The following is an 18,179-nucleotide window of genomic DNA, read 5'->3' on the forward strand; positions in this document are numbered from 1 at the left end:
TGTATAAGAGTGTTCATGTTAAGCGGAATATATTATTATTAAAAAGATGGATTAGAACTTGAAATATGGAATCCATCTCAAATACCGTTTTAGAATTTGGAGGAATATATGCAACACCGTAAAAAACTATCTATACCAGGAGTAATGAGACATTCCTTTCAAACAGTTAAATTTGCTTTTTGGAATGTATTAACTTTTCAACTTGCTTATAAATTATTAGCAGCGATTGTGTTTGTTCCACTATTTGGAATCATTTTTAATAAGTTATTGTATTTTGCTGGTTATGCAAATGCGACAAATGATGAATTATTAGCGTTTTTAAAGACGCCTTATGGCATCTTAGCAATCGTAATTTTATCATTGTTAGCACTGTTTCTTATCTTTACAGAATTTGCGGTGCTTATTATTATTTCGTATTTCGCTCATAAAAGACAGAAGGTGAAATTACGTCCGATTTTATATAAAACGGTAACGTATTTACCTACTCTTTTCACATATTGCTTACCAGGATTTATTTTATATGCTGTCGTATTGTTGCCTCTTTTAAATATGGGATATGAAACGGCGTTAATCCCGCAAATTCAAATTCCTAACTTTATTACAGGAGAACTGTTTAAGACAACGATGGGACAAGTTGGTTATTACACGTTCTTTGCTGTAGTCGCGTATTTGAATCTTCGATGGATTTTCGTTCTACCCATTGTTGTTTTAGAGCAAAAACCATTTCGCGTGGCAGCACGTAAAAGTGCAACTTTAGTAAAGGAAAGCTTTTTTAAAGTACTATTCTTTTTAGTAGGATTTTTTATTTCAATTGGAATTGTATATGTCGTGTTTTTGGGAATATATTTATTGTGCCTATGGGGTGTTTATGAATTTACAAACCCGAAAGGAACATTTGCATTATTAGCTGAATCAACGATTTCTGTATTTTTAACGAGCACATTGTATTTATTCAGCTTTATCGTGACGCCATTTTATATTATGGCGATTACGCGATTATACTTACAAAAGGTACCGGTTGAGGATGTTTTATTAGAAGAAGGATTAGATTATTCGAAAACGAAAGCAGATAAATGTTTCTTCCAAAAACATCGTTGGAAATTCATTGGCGTATACATTGTAGGAATTATTACTGCCGGAATGGTCGTTGCTTTCATTGTAACGTTTATTTCAAATTCATATAAAGAACCGATTATTATGGCGCACCGCGGGTATATATCAAAAGGTGTAGAAAATACGAAAGAAGCTGTGCAAGGTGCTATTGATGCAAAAGCAGACTACGCTGAAATAGATGTATTACAAACGAAAGACGGTGAACTAGCGGTTATACATGATTTGAAGCTGAAACGTCTCGCAAATGCCAATGTGCATGTGTCAGATTTAACGATGGCTGAGTTAAGGCAGCTTACCCTTAGTCAAGATGGACTTTCAGGACAAATAAGTACACTTGATGAAATCATTAAGCTAGCAAATGGCAAAATCAAACTTAATATAGAAGTGAAGCTTCATGGGGGCGAAAAAGATTTTGTAAACAAAGTCTTAAAAACGATTAAAGATAATGAATTTGAGAAGCAATGTGTAATTCAAACGTTACACTATCCACTTATTAAAGAGTTTAAGCGTGCAAATCCAGATATAAAAGTAGGGTATATATTGTATGCAAGTAGAGCTAACTTAAAGAATGTGAAGGCTGACTTTTACGTAGCAGAAGAATATATGTTAAATAAGAAGTTAGTAAAAGAAGCAAGGAAGTTAAACAAACCAATTTACGTATGGACAGTAAATGATATGGAAAATTTAAAGGCATATTATAAGTTGAACGTAGATGGTATCATAACCGATTACCCTGAAGATGCACGTGAAACAATTAAGATGTTAAAAGAGCAAGAAGCGGAAGAAAGTGATCTGTTTGATAAAATTACTGAAACGACAGATGATTTATTTTCTAAGTTATTTATAAGTTACCCAGCTGCTAGCTAAATGTTAGCAGCTGTTTTTTTTTTTGAAAAGAATATATCTCTAAAGTATTGAGTAAAATAATAACTGTATATGTATACGTTATCGCTTAGGTTTCTTACATTGTTAAATTATTGTCAAATAATAAAAGGTTGCTGTTTATTTTGAAGAGGTATAATAAAAATAGAGTGATAGATAATGAAATGTCACGAAACCCCCAATAGAATCAATGTTTTATATATTTACACTATTCTAAATATATAAACTTTATAAAAATGGTATGTTAGCGTTTTCATAACTTTTAAGTTATGCTAGAATAAGGACATAAGTTATTAATTATTACAAAAAGAAAAAAGAATCTCTTTTTTCTGTTAATTATAAGGGGGCATTTCATTATGCGTATTGGGGTACCAGCAGAAATTAAAAACAACGAAAACCGTGTGGCAATGACACCAGCAGGTGTTGTACATTTAATTCGTAACAATCACGAAGTATTCATTCAAAAGGGTGCAGGTTTAGGGTCTGGTTTCACAGACGCTCAGTATGTTGAAGCGGGAGCAAAAATTGTTGATACAGCTGAAGAAGCTTGGAACATGGAAATGGTTATGAAAGTTAAAGAACCAATTGAAAGCGAATACAAACACTTCAGTGAAGGCTTAATCTTATTCACATACTTACACTTAGCTCCAGAGCCAGAATTAACAAAAGCTTTAATCGAGAAAAAAGTTGTTTCTATTGCATATGAAACAGTACAATTAGAAAATCGTTCATTACCATTACTTGCACCTATGAGTGAAGTAGCTGGTCGTATGGCTGCACAAATTGGTGCACAATTCCTTGAGAAAAACAAAGGCGGTAAAGGTATCTTACTTGCAGGTGTTCCAGGGGTTAAACGTGGTAAAGTAACAATCATCGGTGGTGGACAAGCTGGTACAAATGCTGCTAAAATTGCAGTTGGACTAGGTGCGGATGTAACAATCATCGACTTAAGCGCAGAACGTCTTCGTCAATTAGATGACATTTTCGGAAACCAAGTAAAAACTTTAATGTCTAATCCTTACAATATTGCAGAAGCTGTTAAAGAGTCTGATCTTGTAATCGGTGCAGTATTAATCCCAGGTGCAAAAGCTCCAAAACTTGTAACAGAAGAAATGATTAAATCAATGGAACCAGGTTCTGTTGTTGTAGATATCGCGATTGACCAAGGTGGTATTTTCGAAACAACTGATCGTATTACAACTCATGATAACCCAACTTATGAAAAACACGGCGTTGTTCATTATGCAGTTGCAAACATGCCAGGTGCGGTTCCACGTACATCAACTCTTGCATTAACAAACGTAACAGTACCATATGCAGTACAAATTGCTAACAAAGGCTACAAAGAAGCTTGCCTAGGCAACACTGCACTATTAAAAGGTATTAACACATTAGATGGCTATGTAACATTTGAAGCAGTTGCAGAAGCTCACGGTGTAGAGTACAAAGGTGCTAAAGAATTATTAGAAGCAGAAACAGTATCTTGCTAATAGAAGCATTATACAAAACAAAATCGAACAATATATAAAACAACATGATAAGAGCTAAGAGTGAAGATCTCTTAGCTCTTCTTGGCAAAAGGGGGCATACATCGTGGCCAACCTATTTAAAAAGAAATCCGTTACGCAATTGTTAGGGGAAAGTAAAAGTAAAACTTTGACGAAAACGCTAGGGGCATTTGACCTAACAATGCTAGGGATTGGTGCGATAATTGGTACAGGAGTTCTAGTATTAACTGGATTAGTAGCAGCAAGAGATGCTGGTCCAGCAGTTATTTTTTCATTCATGATTGCAGCCATCGTTTGTGGATTTGCAGCATTATGTTACGCAGAGGTTGCTTCTACACTTCCTGTTTCAGGTAGTGTGTACACATACTCATATGCAACAATTGGCGAGTTTGTAGCTCATTTAATGGGATGGACATTACTATCCGTATATGTTGTAACGACTGCCGCAGTAGCTGGCGGATGGACTGGTTACTTCCATAACTTAGTGAGTGGATTAGGGCTTGAAATTCCAAAAGCACTGCTAACGATTCCGTCTCAAGGTGGTATGGTGAATTTACCAGCAGTTATCGTTACATTAGTTATAACTTGGTTATTATCAAGAGGTACGAAAGAAAGTAAACGCGTGAATAACATAATGGTATTAATTAAAATTGGTATCGTTGTTTTATTCATTGCAGTTGGTGTATTCTACGTGAAACCAGAAAACTGGATACCATTTGCACCGTACGGTTTAAGTGGAGTTTTCGCGGGGGGAGCAGCAGTATTCTTTGCTTTCTTAGGATTTGATGCATTAGCAACTTCTGCTGAAGAGGTAAAAAATCCGCAACGTGATCTACCGATTGGTATTATCGCTTCGTTAGTCATTTGTACAATCATTTATGTTGTAGTTTGTCTCGTTATGACGGGGATGGTTTCTTATAAAGAATTAGATGTACCAGAAGCTATGGCATATGTGTTAGAAGTTGTAGGACAAGATAAAGTAGCTGGTATAATCGCAATTGGAGCTGTAATTGGTATTATGGCAGTAATTTTTGCTTACATTTATGCAACGACACGTGTATTCTTCGCGATGAGCCGTGACGGTTTATTGCCAGAATCTTTCGCGAAAATTAATAAAAAGACAGAAGCGCCAACATTTACAGTTTGGTTAACAGGAATTGGTAGTGCTTTAATTGCTGGATTTATCGATTTAAAAGAATTGTCGAATTTAGCGAATATTGGAGCGTTGTTAACATTTGCGATGGTTGGTGTGTCAGTTATTATTCTTCGTAAAACACATCCAAAATTACAACGTGGATTTATGGTACCACTTGTACCGATCTTGCCGATTATTTCGATTGCATGTTGTCTATTCTTAATGGTAAATCTACCATTAAAAACATGGATGTACTTCGGTGCTTGGTTAGCAATTGGAGTAGTTGTATACTTTGTTTATTCGAAAAAACATAGTCATTTAAAAGACGATGGAAGTTCGCAGGATAATTTAGAACAAGCTAATTAAAAGGGATATAAGTATAGTAAGCCTTGTGCGTCTAGGGAGCGCGCAAGGCTTTTTCTTTTGTTGAAATAAAGGGGATGTATATTACTTTGTTGAATTTTTATGTCGGAATATGAAAAAAGGGTGGGGGCAAAATGGAAGAAACAAAAGTTGTTGTTGGAGCAGAGGGTTATAATAATAACCCTGGTTGGTTACATACGAATGAAGAAGAATTAAATTTATTACGGAGAGAAACTTGGCTTGATAAATTTCAACCTAATTCTTTATCAGTAATTTTGGCAGAACATGTATGGGAGCATTTATCATATGAAGAAGGAATTGAAGCTGCAAAAATTTGTTATGAGTTTTTAATAGAGAATGGATATATTCGTTGTGCAGTACCAGATGCATTTTTTCCAGATGAAGAATATCAGCAAGGGGTACAAGTAGGTGGACCTGGTCCATTAGATCATCCTGCAGCAAGCCATAAAATTGTTCATAACTATAAAACAATCACGTCCATGTTTGAATCAGCAGGTTTTCAAGTGATGCTCTTAGAATACTGTGATGAGAATGGTAAGTTTCACTATAATGATTGGAATGAGAAAGATGGATTTATTTATCGTTCGAAACGTTTTGACCATAGAAATCGGGATAATCAGTTAGGATTTGTTTCTTTAATTGTGGATGCGGTAAAAAATGAAAAGTAAGTAAAAAGGGGTGCGCGAATTGTACATCCTTTTTTTGTATGAGAATATAGAGGGTGCGGAAAATATGTATACGACTTATTAAAATGTGAACGGAATGTTCATAAAAAAAATTCAGATTTCGTTGACACATATGAGTAGGCGCTCATATAATAAGAGTATAAGATATATGAATGATTGTTCATATGTTCAATTAAAGAGGTGAGCTATAATGGCTGGAAATAAAGTAGAAACACCACAAGAGACATGTTCTCAAACGATAATTCATGAAGAAGTTGTAGAGCAAGTAAAACAAACAATTCCAACTGATGAAAGTTTAAGTAAAGTAGCAGAACTATTTAAAGTATTAGGTGACCGTACACGTACGAGAATATTACATGCGCTATTTGAAGCTGAAATGTGCGTTTGTGATTTAGCTTATTTATTAGGAATGACACAATCATCTATTTCGCATCAGCTTCGTGTGTTAAAGCAAGCGAAACTTGTGAAGAATCGTAAAGAAGGAAAGGTTGTTTATTATTCGTTAGCTGACCAGCACGTAATTCATATCTTCGAGCAAGCGTTTGAACACGTAAACGAAGAAGAATAAAAGAACGCGAGGAGGGAGAACGATGGCTGAAGCATTGGTGAAAAAGAAACTGATGTTAGAAGGTTTAGATTGTGCGAACTGTGCAATGAAAATTGAAAAAGGTGTTGGGAATATAGAAGGGGTAAATTCTTGTTCTGTAAACTTCGCAACAAAGACAATGATCTTAGAAACAGCACAAAATAAAGAAAACGAAGTTGTTACGGAAGCAAAACAACTCGTTACAAAATTAGAACCGCATATTAAAGTTCAAGAAGAACAAAAAAATAAAATTGCTAAAGAAGTATTTATATTAGAAGGTTTAGATTGCGCGAACTGTGCAATGAAAATTGAAAATAAAGTGAAGGAAATGCCAGCTGTCTCAGAAGCAACTGTTGATTTCGTATCGAAGAAATTACGAGTAGAAGTTGCGAATAAAAGAGAACTAGAAGCGACTGTAGCAAATATAACAAATGTCGTTCAAAAGTTAGAACCAGATGTGAAAGTTGTTCGTGAAGAGAAGAACGGTCATGACCACGGACATAGTCACGATCATGGTGAAGCAAATGTGAAAAAGATGGTAGGGAGATTAGTGGTCGGCGGAATTTTGACAGCAATTGCTGCATTAGCGGGCTTACCACAAATGGTAACAATTCCGTTATTTGTCCTTGCTTATTTATTAATAGGTGGAGATATCGTTTGGAGAGCGATAAGAAACATAACTCGTGGCCAAGTATTTGATGAAAACTTCTTAATGGCAATTGCAACTGTAGGAGCTTTTGCAATTCAACAATATTCTGAAGCTGTAGCAGTAATGCTATTTTATCAAGTAGGAGAACTATTCCAAAGTATTGCGGTAAACCGCTCCCGAAAATCAATTACTTCATTAATGGATATTCGTCCTGATTATGCGAATGTAAAGGTTGGAAATGAAACGAAGCAAGTATCACCAGAAGATGTAAAAATTGGCGATTATATTATCGTTAAGCCAGGTGAGAAAGTGCCGTTAGACGGAAAAGTAATTGAAGGAACATCAATGGTAGATACTTCAGCATTAACAGGTGAATCTGTACCACGTGAAGTAGAAGTTGGAAATGATGTATTAAGTGGCTTTGTGAACCAAAATGGTGTGTTGACAATTGAAGTTACAAAAGAATTCGGTGAATCCACTGTATCAAAAATTTTAGATTTAGTTCAAAATGCAAGCAGTAAAAAAGCACCAACGGAAAACTTTATTACGAAGTTTGCACGTTACTACACTCCAGTTGTAGTTATTACAGCGGCGATCATGGCGTTTATTCCACCACTTATTTTAGAAGGAGCTACATTCTCTGAGTGGATTTATAGAGCTTTAGTGTTCTTAGTAATCTCTTGTCCATGTGCGTTAGTTGTATCCATTCCTCTTGGATTCTTTGGAGGTATCGGTGGTGCATCTAAAAGTGGTGTGTTAGTAAAAGGTAGTAACTATTTAGAAGCTTTAAATGATGTAAAATATATTGTTTTTGACAAAACAGGAACATTAACAAAAGGTGTTTTCAAAGTTACAAAAATGGAACCGAGTGAAGGTACTACAAGTGAAGAGTTATTAGAGTATGCGGCATTTGCTGAAGTATATTCTAACCATCCAATTGCCCAATCTATTCGAAAGGCATATGGAAAATCAATTGATGAAAAAATAATCGATGATTATAACGAAATTTCTGGTCACGGTACAGTCGTAAAAGTACAAGGAAAAGAAATTTTTGCAGGTAATGCAAAATTAATGAGAAAAGAAAATATTGAATTTAAGCAACCAGAAACAGTAGGTACATTAGTTCACGTTGCTGTAGATGGAAGATATGCAGGTTATATTGTTATCTCTGATGAGGTAAAAGAGGATTCGAAACAAGCGATTCAAAAGTTAAAAGAACTAGGTATTAAAAAGACAGTAATGTTAACTGGTGATGCAAAACCAGTTGGTGAAGCTGTCGGTAAAGAATTAGGCTTAGATGAAGTTCATGCGGAATTACTACCGCAACAAAAAGTAGAAGAGATTGAAAAAATTGATGCAGCGAAGCACGGAAAAGAAAAAATTGCCTTCGTTGGTGACGGTATTAACGATACACCAGTATTAGCCCGTGCAGACGTTGGTATTGCGATGGGTGGTTTAGGATCAGATGCAGCAATTGAAGCGGCAGACATTGTTATTATGACTGATGAGCCTTCAAAAATTGCGACAGCTGTAAAAATTGCAAAACGTACAAGAAGTATAGTGTGGCAAAATATCATCTTTGCTCTAGGTGTAAAAGGGATCGTGTTATTACTTGGTGCTTTTGGTATTGCAACAATGTGGGAAGCTGTTTTCTCAGATGTTGGTGTGACACTACTTGCAGTGTTAAATGCAATGCGTGTATTAAGAGTGAAAGATTTATAAAAAAGAGGACGCGACCCGCGTCCTTTTTTTTATTGGTGATTTTGTTGAAATTGACTCAATAAAATAATACCAAATATTATTTTACTTTTAAATAGCGTGATATTAAAATTTAAAAATAAAATACATTCGTCTTATTATTTTAATATATTTTTTACAAATATCCATATAGTATTGAAAAAACAGAGAAGGGGAAACTTCTCTGTTTACTTTTGTATGTTTTTTTCAACTTGTTCTCGAACTGTTTGAATGTAATTCATTTTATGATCCCAGCACTCTTGGCTTAAATCGACAGGGTATTCTTCAGGGTTTAAAGTTCGCATATATTCTTCCCAAAATAGAGAGAGACTCTGTTCATTATATTTTTGAATATCTAATATACTTGGTAGTTCATATGTTCTTTCACCGTTAACGAAAATGTCTTTATGCAGTTCACGGGCTTCAAAGTTTGTTACGAATTTACTTATATATGTGTGAACTGGATGGAACATTTTTAAGCGCTCTTCTTTTCCAGGTTCTTCAGAATCTAACGCAATATAATCGCCTTCTGCATGATCGTTTACCCGATTGATAATACGATAAATTCGTTTCAGTCCTGGAGTGGTAATTTTTTCAGGGTTAGATGAAATTTTAATCGTATCATTTAATTTTCCGTCAGTATCTTCAATCGCAACTAGTTTGTAAACAGCCCCCAATGCAGGTTGCTCAAAGGACGTAATTAATTTCGTCCCAACACCCCATACGTCAATTTTTGCTCCTTGAGATTTAAGGTGCATAATTGTGTATTCATCTAAATCGCTAGAAGCGATAATTTTTGTATTTGTAAACCCTGCTTCATCTAATAGTTTTCGTGCCTTTTTTGATAAATAAGCCATATCACCACTATCAAGACGTATGCCATAGAAATCAATACGATTCCCAAATTCTTTTGCAACACGAATCGCATTTGGAACACCAGATTTCAATGTGTCATATGTATCAACGAGAAAGACGCACTTTTTATGAGTTTCAGCGTATTTTTTAAACGCGACGTATTCATCGCGATATGCTTGAACGAAAGAGTGAGCGTGTGTGCCAGCTACAGGGATCCCAAAGCGTTTCCCAGCACGAACGTTGCTTGTAGAGGAGAAACCACCAATAAAGGCAGCACGTGTCCCCCAAAGGGCAGCATCGAACTCATGGGCACGTCTTGTGCCGAACTCTAAAAGCTCATCATTACTTGCAGCGTGTTTCATACGTGCTGCTTTTGTTGCAATTAATGTTTGGTAATTCACAATATTTAAGAGGGCAGTCTCAATAATTTGTGCTTCACCAAGTGGTGCATCAACACGTAATAAAGGCTCGTTATTAAATACAACTTCACCTTCTTGCATACTGCGAATCGTCCCAGTGAATTTCATATTTTGTAAATAATGAAGGAATTCTTCTTCAAATTGTAATTCTGCTAAATAAGCTATATCGCTTTCAGTAAAACTGAAATTTTCTATGTACTCTACAATTTTCTCAAGGCCAGCAAAAACAGCGTAACCGTTCTCAAATGGAAGCTTTCGAAAATATAAATCAAAAACAGAACGGCGATTATGAATACCATCTTTCCAATATGTATAAGCCATGTTGATTTGATATAGGTCTGTATGTAAGGCATAACTATCGTCTTTATAATGAGTCATCGCGAGAACACCTCCATAATTTGGTTATAGTATACCAATTTTTCACCATTCGTAGCAAAGAAGAGATATTGATGTGAAGTCAAGAGAGAAAAAAATGAAATTATGCATATTTTTTAGAAAATTTATATTTATCAATTTATATTTCTCCAGATTTTATGTATTATTAGAGTAATGGGGGTAATGAGAATGGAGGAGGACAATGCAACACACATTAGAAAAAATAGGCAAACAAGTCTTTTATAAACGGCTACAGCAAAAAATGACACAAGAAGAATTATGTCAGGGCATTTGTTCTGTCTCATACTTAAGTAAGATTGAAAATGGAAAGATTGAAGCATCAGAAGAAATTCTACAATTGCTCTGCACAAGACTAGAAATTGCTGTGACGGATTTGAGAGATGTAGAAGAAGATGTAAAGGGGAAGCTGGATGAATGGTTGAATGCACTAGTTCATTTGGACAAGCAACAAGTAGAACGTATATATGAAGAGTTGCAAGGTGAAATGAAGCATGTGTTGGATTTTGAAATTATAAATTATTATAAACTGCTGTATACACGTTATTTAATTATGAAAAGGGATATTTCTGCGCTCGAAGAAGAATTAGATAAGTTGAAGAAGGTATATAAAAAATATTCTCCATTTCAGAAGTTGTTATATATGTACAGTAGAGGATTATTGTGCTGTTTACAGTATAGATGGAAGGATGGGCTAGATTACTTATTAAAAACAGAAGTAATGGCCAAAGAACAGGGGTATCATGAAACAGGCTTGTATTATAATATAGCGCTTGCATATACTCATTTAGATATTCATCATCTTGCAATTCATTTTGTAAATATGGCATTAGAAGGATTTCGTAGTGAATATAAGTTTAGAAACATAATTAATTGCCAAATCCTTATTGCGGTAAGTTATACAGAAAAAGGTCAGTATGAAGAAGCTTTAAAAATGTATGAGAGTATATTGAGAGAGGCCACATCTTTTGCTGATAAGGATGTACTATTAGCTATTACTTTAAGTAATATGGGAAGTATCTATTATAAAAAAGGCAAATATCAGCAAGCGAAAAAATATTATTTAGATAGTCTACAACTTCAAAAACAAATAGATTTAAACTATTTAGATACAATATACGAAATGGCATTAGTATGCATTAAATTAGAAGAGTTGGAAGAGGCAAGGACATTAATTGATAAGGGAATTGATGCAGCAAAACAGGAAGAGAGATTTAATGCAAAATTATATTTGCTTTTAATGCTTAGATATAAATATTTTGAAGAAGCAAAAGATTATAAAGCATTTTTGGAAAATGAGGCTATCCCGTTGTATAAATCTGCAGGAAATAAAATAGAATTAAAGAAAGTATACGTTGAACTAGCAGAACATTTTTCCAGTTTATCGAGATTTGAAGAAAGTAATCGATACTATAGGTTAGTTATTGATTTAATGAATGATAATAAGGAGGAATAAAAATGAAAAAGATGGTATTTGGAGTATTGGCGTTTATAGTGACTCTTACAGTTGCTGGAGGAATACATCAATATAGCAGTAAACCTGATATTGTTGGTCAACAAGCTAAAACTGTTGAACAAGTTAATTTATAATCTCCCCCCCTTTCCAACAGGAAAGGGGTTTTTCAATATTTGTTCCTCAAAATTCTACAAAACTTGAGAAATAAATTAATTGAATTTTTAGTATATTAATAGTGAAAACATAATGCTAATATAAAACTACTCTTTTTCAAAAAAAATTTATTAGGGGGAAGGTTCATGAAAAAGAAAAGTTTAGCGTTAGTGTTAGCGACAGGAATGGCAGTTACAACGTTTGGAGGGACAGGCTCTGCATTTGCGGATTCTAAAAATGTACTCTCTACGAAGAAGTACAATGAGACAGTACAGTCACCTGAGTTTATTTCTGGTGATCTAACTGGAGCGACTGGTAAGAAAGCAGAATCTGTTGTGTTTGATTACTTAAACGCAGCAAAAGGTGATTACAAGCTAGGGGAAAAGAGTGCGCAAGATTCTTTCAAAGTGAAACAAGTGAAGAAAGATGCTGTAACTGATGCAACAGTAGTACGTATGCAACAAGTTTACGAAGGAGTGCCTGTATGGGGTTCTACTCAAGTAGCTCACGTAAGTAAAGATGGCTCTTTAAAAGTATTGTCTGGAACAGTTGCACCTGATTTAGACAAAAAGGAAAAGTTGAAAAATAAAAATAAGATTGAAGGCGCAAAAGCAATTGAAATTGCGCAGCAAGATTTAGGGGTAACACCGAAATATGAGGTAGAACCAAAAGCGGACTTATATGTATATCAAAATGGTGAAGAAACAACATATGCATACGTTGTAAATCTAAACTTCTTAGATCCAAGTCCAGGAAACTATTACTATTTCATTGAAGCAGACAGCGGTAAAGTGTTAAATAAATATAATAAATTGGATCATGTAACAAATGAAGATAAATCACCGGTTAAGCAAGAGGCACCTAAACAAGAAGCGAAACCGGCTGTAAAGCCTGTAACAGGGACAAATGCAGTGGGTACTGGTAAAGGTGTATTAGGAGATACGAAGTCACTTAATACAACGTTATCTGCATCTTCTTACTACTTACAAGATAATACGCGCGGAGCAACGATTTTCACATATGATGCGAAAAATCGTACTACATTACCAGGAACTTTATGGGTAGATGCAGATAATGTTTTCAATGCAGCGTATGATGCAGCGGCAGTAGATGCTCATTACTATGCAGGTAAAACATATGATTACTATAAAGCTACATTTAATAGAAACTCTATTAATGATGCAGGAGCACCATTAAAATCAACAGTTCATTACGGAAGTAAGTATAACAATGCATTCTGGAACGGCTCACAAATGGTATACGGAGATGGTGATGGTATAACGTTCACTTCATTATCTGGTGGAATTGATGTAATTGGCCACGAATTAACGCATGCTGTTACAGAGTATAGCTCAGATTTAATTTATCAAAATGAATCAGGGGCATTAAATGAAGCTATTTCAGATGTTTTTGGTACATTAGTAGAGTATTATGATAACCGTAACCCAGATTGGGAAATTGGTGAAGATATTTATACGCCTGGTAAAGCTGGAGATGCGCTTCGCTCTATGAGTGATCCAACGAAATATGGTGATCCAGACCACTACTCTAAGCGTTATACTGGTACTAGTGACAATGGTGGCGTTCATACAAACAGCGGTATTATTAACAAAGCAGCTTATTTATTAGCGAATGGTGGTACGCATTACGGTGTTACTGTGAATGGAATTGGTAAAGATAAAGTAGGAGCGATCTATTACCGTGCAAATACGCAATATTTCACTCAATCTACTACTTTTAGTCAAGCACGTGCTGGATTAGTACAAGCTGCAGCGGATTTATATGGTGCTAGCTCTGCAGAAGTAGCAGCAGTTAAGCAATCATATAGTGCTGTTGGTGTAAACTAAGACTTTAAGAGATAGTTATTAATAAAATACCTCAAAAATAAAGAAGGAGCATAGGCTCCTTCTTTATTTTTTTCTCCATTTTTTCCACAAATAAAACAATCCAATAACGCCTGCGATTGTTACAACCCACTTCGCTTCATTTGTTCCGTTCATGACTTGGTATGCCGAATATACTTCAATCAATAAGGCCGGTATTTTACCTATTGTACTGGCAATACTGAAGGAGAGTAATGACATTTTCCCTAGAGCTGCAAATAAAGTCACGATACTTGATGGGATGAAAGGTATCAATCGAAACGATAGAACGAGTAGAAAGGCCTCTCTACCTTCTACATAAAGAAGACGCTCTACCTTTGGGTACTTATTTACTTTATCGTGAGTGAACTTTTGAAGGCCCAGGCGGTAAATATAAAACGAGATAATAGCCCCTAAGGCCTCACCTGCGATCGAAATGATTGTGCCATTTGTTACACCGAAGAGCTGTATATTAATGGCGGTTAAAAAGATGCTAGGAATAACACCTAAAAGACTAATGATGATGTTAATTAAGATACTAAGTGGAATTGCGATTGAATAGTATTCTGTTAAGAAATTTTGAATCGTTTCAGCCATTGTTTAAAATCCTTTATCTTTTTTTGCATTACACCATATTTCGATTGTATAGGCAAGGGAAAATTTACATAATGTAGAAAAACGTTGATAAGAAGGGGTATTGATACCTTATATGGGTATTAGGTATATAAAAATAGGGGTATTTTAAATCGTTTTGAAAAACAGTATAAAAACCTTTGTGTAAAAGAGTTTTATAATTATATTATTGGTGATTTTATTCGGGAAATAATTATAAAATATAGGGGGTATATATTATAAAAGGCGAAAAATAGAGGGTTGATGAAATTGCTGGGGTAAATATGGAAAAATAGATGGGAAAAATGAAAACTGATAGATTTTTTCGTTGTGAAATTGACTTTTAGTGAAGTTGCGATAATAATCATGGAAGAGGTGATATGATGAAACGAATAAGCAGTCTTTTCTTCAGTAGTTTATTGGCATTAGTGCTGATCTTAAGTGGATGTGCAGGAAAAGAACAAAAAACAGAGAAACAGACAGGTAATCAAGCTACATCGGTAGAAAAAATTAGTGATAATATTTTAGATGAAATGGAAGGACCACCTAAAAATGGTCATACGATTGAAAGACATGTAGGCAAGTCAGAAGAGGATTTGAAGAATCGCTTGAAGACAGATAAAGTGTCAGCCGCAAGTACATACTATGATAAAGAAACAGCGACGAAAGCTGTAAAAGATAGCTTGAAGCAACATGACAAGGAAATTCAAGATTGGTTAAAAAATTCTAAAGAGGCTCGTCTCGTAATAAATACAACTCATTCATTCCCTGTTGGAAAAACGGTAATAAAGAAAAATATGAGTGTAAAAGACAAGTTGGTAAAAACTGTTACTGTTTTAGCAAGAGATAAGTCAGGGGAATTAGGGTTTAAGATTATTACTTCTTATCCATCTGATAAATAAGAAGGGGGAGTACATTATGTATACGACATTACAATACTTTCTTAAATCGTACTGTACGTTAAGTATTCATGAGGATGAAATAGTAAGCGTGATGGAAGAGTTTATTGAACAAGAAGACGAAGAAATTGTTTTGAAATTACGTGATGAATTAATAAATATGAAGAAAAAGAACGCGTGGGAAGAGGCGTGTGTATTAGCTGCGAAGCAAGGAAACCGTATGTGGTCTTTAGAAGAAACGAAAGATCATCTTGAAACTTTTTTACTATTACTGCAAAAGAAAAAGGCGTGATTTACTCACGCCTTTTTCTTTATGCTATTTGGTTGATATTATCTATTCTTTTGGAGCGCTTTTATATACGCTTTTTGAAATTTGTCCATTTGATATTACTTCCCCGTTTTGTGTTACTTTTTTATACGTAACCGCTGTGATTTTATCACTAGTCCTACTAATTACTTGAGAAGAAACTTCAACATTTTTACCAGTATTTGTACCGAAAATGCGTGTAGTAATACTACCTCCATTTGAAAATGCTTGAATATAAATATGATTGCCTGTATTATTTTTAAATTTTAAATCTGGACCATAATCTGCTACTGCTGCATCTTGCCCAAGTGGTAAATAATTTACTGGCATAGAATGATTGCTTCGAGAAACAATTCCTAAATCAGCCCTTAAAGCTGCGCTGTATAAAGTACTACTGACTTGGCAAACTCCTCCGCCTGCACTTTGTATTACTTTACCTTGTGAATATACTGCTGCAGATTTGTAACCATGTGCAGCATCAGTTACGCCAACGCGGCCGTTAAAACTAAATGTTTCATCAGGTGCCACAATAACCCCACTTAAAGTATTAGCTGACTTATTTACGTTAAATGATTGATTTCCGTTACGGCCAGCCATTGGAGTAGAATATTCAGCAATGACTTCTTTAATACCCATTTTCTGTATATCTTCTGTAGAGCGTTCTGGTTTTATGAATGTAACTGGTAATGTAACATCTGATTTACCAGTAGTAATAGCTTCGTTTGTTAAACTGTTTAGTTTTCCTTTATCAATTTTTTCTCCGTTTTGGCTTTGACTAACATTTACTGTTGAGCCTTCAATGCTTAATTCTGCATTAACAGGATTTTTTAATGTTTCATTATATTTATCTTTTATAAAGGTTTCATAAGCTGTTGCATTTAATTGTGGTGTTAATTTATAGTCACGTTTTAATTCACCGTTTTCAGCTTGCTTACGCATTTTGTAACGATTCATTACGTTTCCTTCTTGTTCTTTAAAGATTTTGTCAATAATATCTTTCTCTTTATAATTTACTCCTAAATCTTTCCATGTGTAAGTTTGTTTATCGTTTTGGAATATGTAGGTAAGGGATTTTTGATCTAATTCAGTTACCCTTTGATTAATAATTGCTTGAATATCTTTCTTATTTTTTCCATCGAGAGAAATACCTTCAAATGTAGTATTTGGTAATGCAGTAGTATCTAATTGATTATTTAATTTGGATACATATTGATATCCCCCAACACCGCCTACACAAAGTAATATGCCCCCAGCAATTGCAGAACCAATCAGTATTTTACTTAGCTTCATTTATTTCCCCCCAGAAATTTATGTATAAATATATGTATTACATTTTTTGTATAAAAATGATGAAAATAACATTATGTACGTACTAGTATACTATTATTTTCACTGCGTGTGTAATGTTTTCATAAAAAATGTTACATTGCTGTAATAATTGTCACTTCTTGTCACAATGTGTATGAAAAATATGTTGAAAAATATAATAAAAAGGCTGTCTAGAAAGATCTAGCAGCCTTTTTATTATAATTTTTTATGTTCATTTTTATTCGTAACACCGAGATGTTTTTGAAGGGTAGTTGAAATAGTATCGACGCTTTTTTCATTTGGAACGTAATAATAAATACCACCTATATATTTATCTGTACCTTCTACTTGCATTTTTTCCATCTTTAAATTTGAATCCATTGAATTTTTTGTAATTGTCATCATATCATCAAAAGTTAAATTGGTTTTTAAGTCTTTATCGACAGCGTCTAGTAGGCCACCGATTTTATTAATGGAATTAAGAGATAGTGCCTTTTCAGCAATGGCCTCTAATACAAGCTGTTGTCGTTGGCCACGCATATAATCACTATCGATGTGACGAGTTCTAGCTAGTGCCAGTGCCTCTTCTCCATTTAAATGTTGACGTCCTTTTTTTAGATGAATTGCATCTGCTTCATCTTTACTGTTTTGCTCTGTGAATTCAACTGGAACGTCCACAGTAATGCCACCAAGAGAATCAACAATTTTAATAAAGGATTTAAAATTGAATTTTACATAATAATCAACTGGAACATCTAAAAAGTTCTCTACCGTATCAATTGTGCTGTCTACACCACCGAATACGTGCGCATGTGTGATTTTATCGTATTTATCACGTGATTTAATGTAGACGCGTGAGTCACGTGGAATGCTTACAAGTTTAACGGATTTATCGTTTTTATTAATTGTTGCAAGTAATAACGCATCTGTTCGAGTTGCTTTTCCATAACCTTTTTCCCTAATATCACTTTCATCAACACCCATAATTAGTACGGAAATATTGTCGGTCATAGGTTTAACAGCTTTTTCACGTTTACTGGACTTATCTCCTCGACCTAGTTCAGCATAAGCATTATTTAAGACGGACTTTGCTTTACTGTATATATGGAAGGAGTAGCCTCCTGCTCCAAGTGCTACAATTAGTAATGGAATAAGAAGGAACCAAAGTAGGCGTTTTTTCTTTGAGCGTCCTTTTTTGGCTCGCGTATTGTTGTTCGTGTCGAATTTCATCATTT

At 34.6% G+C, this 18,179-nt stretch carries 15 protein-coding genes; 11 read left to right on the forward strand and 4 right to left on the reverse strand.

From position 1 onward, the window contains the following. Positions 1-108 precede the first annotated feature (108 nt). From EBQ15_RS23565 to EBQ15_RS23590, 6 genes are all read left to right on the forward strand, one after another. A complete protein-coding gene (locus tag EBQ15_RS23565; RefSeq protein WP_001164705.1) occupies positions 109-1,980 on the forward strand; it encodes a glycerophosphodiester phosphodiesterase in 1,872 nt (623 codons plus the stop codon). 371 nt (positions 1,981-2,351) lie between these two features. Next, positions 2,352-3,485 (forward strand): alanine dehydrogenase, encoded by a 1,134-nt coding sequence (gene ald / locus EBQ15_RS23570; RefSeq protein ID WP_001219744.1) that lies wholly within the window; start codon positions 2,352-2,354, stop codon positions 3,483-3,485. A gap of 103 nt (positions 3,486-3,588) precedes the next feature. After that, positions 3,589-5,004, forward strand: a complete 1,416-nt coding sequence (locus EBQ15_RS23575; RefSeq protein WP_001284890.1) for an amino acid permease — start codon at positions 3,589-3,591, stop codon at positions 5,002-5,004. A gap of 131 nt (positions 5,005-5,135) precedes the next feature. Beyond that, the gene (locus EBQ15_RS23580) at positions 5,136-5,690 is read left to right on the forward strand and encodes a class I SAM-dependent methyltransferase (protein ID WP_000393176.1); all 555 of its coding nucleotides are present in this window, start codon (positions 5,136-5,138) and stop codon (positions 5,688-5,690) included. Positions 5,691-5,898: 208 nt separating this feature from the next. Continuing rightward, positions 5,899-6,276: an ArsR/SmtB family transcription factor gene (locus EBQ15_RS23585; RefSeq protein ID WP_000918378.1), complete on the forward strand. Its 378-nt coding sequence runs from the start codon at positions 5,899-5,901 to the stop codon at positions 6,274-6,276. A 22-nt stretch (positions 6,277-6,298) separates the two neighbouring features. Further along, positions 6,299-8,665 carry a heavy metal translocating P-type ATPase gene (locus EBQ15_RS23590; protein ID WP_000796559.1) on the forward strand — a complete coding sequence of 789 codons (2,367 nt, stop codon included), beginning with the start codon at positions 6,299-6,301 and terminating at the stop codon, positions 8,663-8,665. A 203-nt stretch (positions 8,666-8,868) separates the two neighbouring features. Here EBQ15_RS23590 and EBQ15_RS23595 read toward each other — a convergent pair whose 3' ends face one another. Further along, positions 8,869-10,332, reverse strand: coding sequence for a nicotinate phosphoribosyltransferase (locus EBQ15_RS23595; protein WP_000150192.1), 1,464 nt, complete (start codon positions 10,330-10,332; stop codon positions 8,869-8,871). 199 nt (positions 10,333-10,531) lie between these two features. Here EBQ15_RS23595 and EBQ15_RS23600 point away from each other — a divergent pair, with 199 nt between their 5' ends. From EBQ15_RS23600 to EBQ15_RS23605, 3 genes are all read left to right on the forward strand, one after another. Then, positions 10,532-11,803, forward strand: a complete 1,272-nt coding sequence (locus EBQ15_RS23600; protein WP_001164881.1) for a tetratricopeptide repeat protein — start codon at positions 10,532-10,534, stop codon at positions 11,801-11,803. Positions 11,804-11,805: 2 nt separating this feature from the next. After that, positions 11,806-11,937 (forward strand): quorum-signaling peptide NprX, encoded by a 132-nt coding sequence (gene nprX, locus EBQ15_RS31290; RefSeq protein ID WP_016112135.1) that lies wholly within the window; start codon positions 11,806-11,808, stop codon positions 11,935-11,937. 165 nt (positions 11,938-12,102) lie between these two features. Next, positions 12,103-13,803 carry a M4 family metallopeptidase gene (locus tag EBQ15_RS23605; protein WP_000730370.1) on the forward strand — a complete coding sequence of 567 codons (1,701 nt, stop codon included), beginning with the start codon at positions 12,103-12,105 and terminating at the stop codon, positions 13,801-13,803. Positions 13,804-13,866: 63 nt separating this feature from the next. Here EBQ15_RS23605 and EBQ15_RS23610 read toward each other — a convergent pair whose 3' ends face one another. Beyond that, on the reverse strand, positions 13,867-14,415 hold the full coding sequence (locus EBQ15_RS23610) for a TVP38/TMEM64 family protein (RefSeq protein ID WP_000852232.1): 549 nt from the start codon (positions 14,413-14,415) through the stop codon (positions 13,867-13,869). 398 nt (positions 14,416-14,813) lie between these two features. Between EBQ15_RS23610 and EBQ15_RS23615 the strand changes: the two genes are divergently transcribed. Both EBQ15_RS23615 and EBQ15_RS23620 read left to right on the forward strand, forming a co-directional pair. After that, the gene (locus EBQ15_RS23615; protein WP_000822699.1) at positions 14,814-15,332 is read left to right on the forward strand and encodes an RNase A-like domain-containing lipoprotein; all 519 of its coding nucleotides are present in this window, start codon (positions 14,814-14,816) and stop codon (positions 15,330-15,332) included. Between the two features lie 16 nt (positions 15,333-15,348). Then, positions 15,349-15,621, forward strand: a complete 273-nt coding sequence (locus EBQ15_RS23620) for a hypothetical protein (RefSeq protein WP_000288803.1) — start codon at positions 15,349-15,351, stop codon at positions 15,619-15,621. 42 nt (positions 15,622-15,663) lie between these two features. On the opposite strand, the gene EBQ15_RS23625 is transcribed toward EBQ15_RS23620, so the two are convergent. Together EBQ15_RS23625 and EBQ15_RS23630 are read right to left on the reverse strand one after the other, a co-directional pair. Continuing rightward, the gene (locus tag EBQ15_RS23625; RefSeq protein WP_000777362.1) at positions 15,664-16,926 is read right to left on the reverse strand and encodes a VanW family protein; all 1,263 of its coding nucleotides are present in this window, start codon (positions 16,924-16,926) and stop codon (positions 15,664-15,666) included. A gap of 234 nt (positions 16,927-17,160) precedes the next feature. Then, the gene (locus EBQ15_RS23630) at positions 17,161-18,177 is read right to left on the reverse strand and encodes an LCP family protein (RefSeq protein WP_033682764.1); all 1,017 of its coding nucleotides are present in this window, start codon (positions 18,175-18,177) and stop codon (positions 17,161-17,163) included. Positions 18,178-18,179 lie beyond the last annotated feature (2 nt).

The organism is Bacillus sp. 2D03 (genome assembly GCF_003946765.1).
In the GTDB taxonomy this organism is placed as follows: domain Bacteria; phylum Bacillota; class Bacilli; order Bacillales; family Bacillaceae_G; genus Bacillus_A; species Bacillus_A cereus.

Bases quoted from the DNA above. Each gene is read 5' to 3' on its own strand.
- EBQ15_RS23565 (WP_001164705.1), top strand. From the start codon at position 109: ATGCAACACCGTAAAAAACTATCTATACCAGGAGTAATGAGACATTCC.
- ald (WP_001219744.1), top strand. From the start codon at position 2,352: ATGCGTATTGGGGTACCAGCAGAAATTAAAAACAACGAAAACCGTGTG.
- EBQ15_RS23580 (WP_000393176.1), top strand. From the start codon at position 5,136: ATGGAAGAAACAAAAGTTGTTGTTGGAGCAGAGGGTTATAATAATAAC.
- EBQ15_RS23585 (WP_000918378.1), top strand. From the start codon at position 5,899: ATGGCTGGAAATAAAGTAGAAACACCACAAGAGACATGTTCTCAAACG.
- EBQ15_RS23590 (WP_000796559.1), top strand. From the start codon at position 6,299: ATGGCTGAAGCATTGGTGAAAAAGAAACTGATGTTAGAAGGTTTAGAT.
- EBQ15_RS23595 (WP_000150192.1), bottom strand. From the start codon at position 10,332: ATGACTCATTATAAAGACGATAGTTATGCCTTACATACAGACCTATAT.
- EBQ15_RS23600 (WP_001164881.1), top strand. From the start codon at position 10,532: ATGCAACACACATTAGAAAAAATAGGCAAACAAGTCTTTTATAAACGG.
- nprX (WP_016112135.1), top strand. From the start codon at position 11,806: ATGAAAAAGATGGTATTTGGAGTATTGGCGTTTATAGTGACTCTTACA.
- EBQ15_RS23605 (WP_000730370.1), top strand. From the start codon at position 12,103: ATGAAAAAGAAAAGTTTAGCGTTAGTGTTAGCGACAGGAATGGCAGTT.
- EBQ15_RS23610 (WP_000852232.1), bottom strand. From the start codon at position 14,415: ATGGCTGAAACGATTCAAAATTTCTTAACAGAATACTATTCAATCGCA.
- EBQ15_RS23615 (WP_000822699.1), top strand. From the start codon at position 14,814: ATGAAACGAATAAGCAGTCTTTTCTTCAGTAGTTTATTGGCATTAGTG.
- EBQ15_RS23620 (WP_000288803.1), top strand. From the start codon at position 15,349: ATGTATACGACATTACAATACTTTCTTAAATCGTACTGTACGTTAAGT.
- EBQ15_RS23625 (WP_000777362.1), bottom strand. From the start codon at position 16,926: ATGAAGCTAAGTAAAATACTGATTGGTTCTGCAATTGCTGGGGGCATA.
- EBQ15_RS23630 (WP_033682764.1), bottom strand. From the start codon at position 18,177: ATGATGAAATTCGACACGAACAACAATACGCGAGCCAAAAAAGGACGC.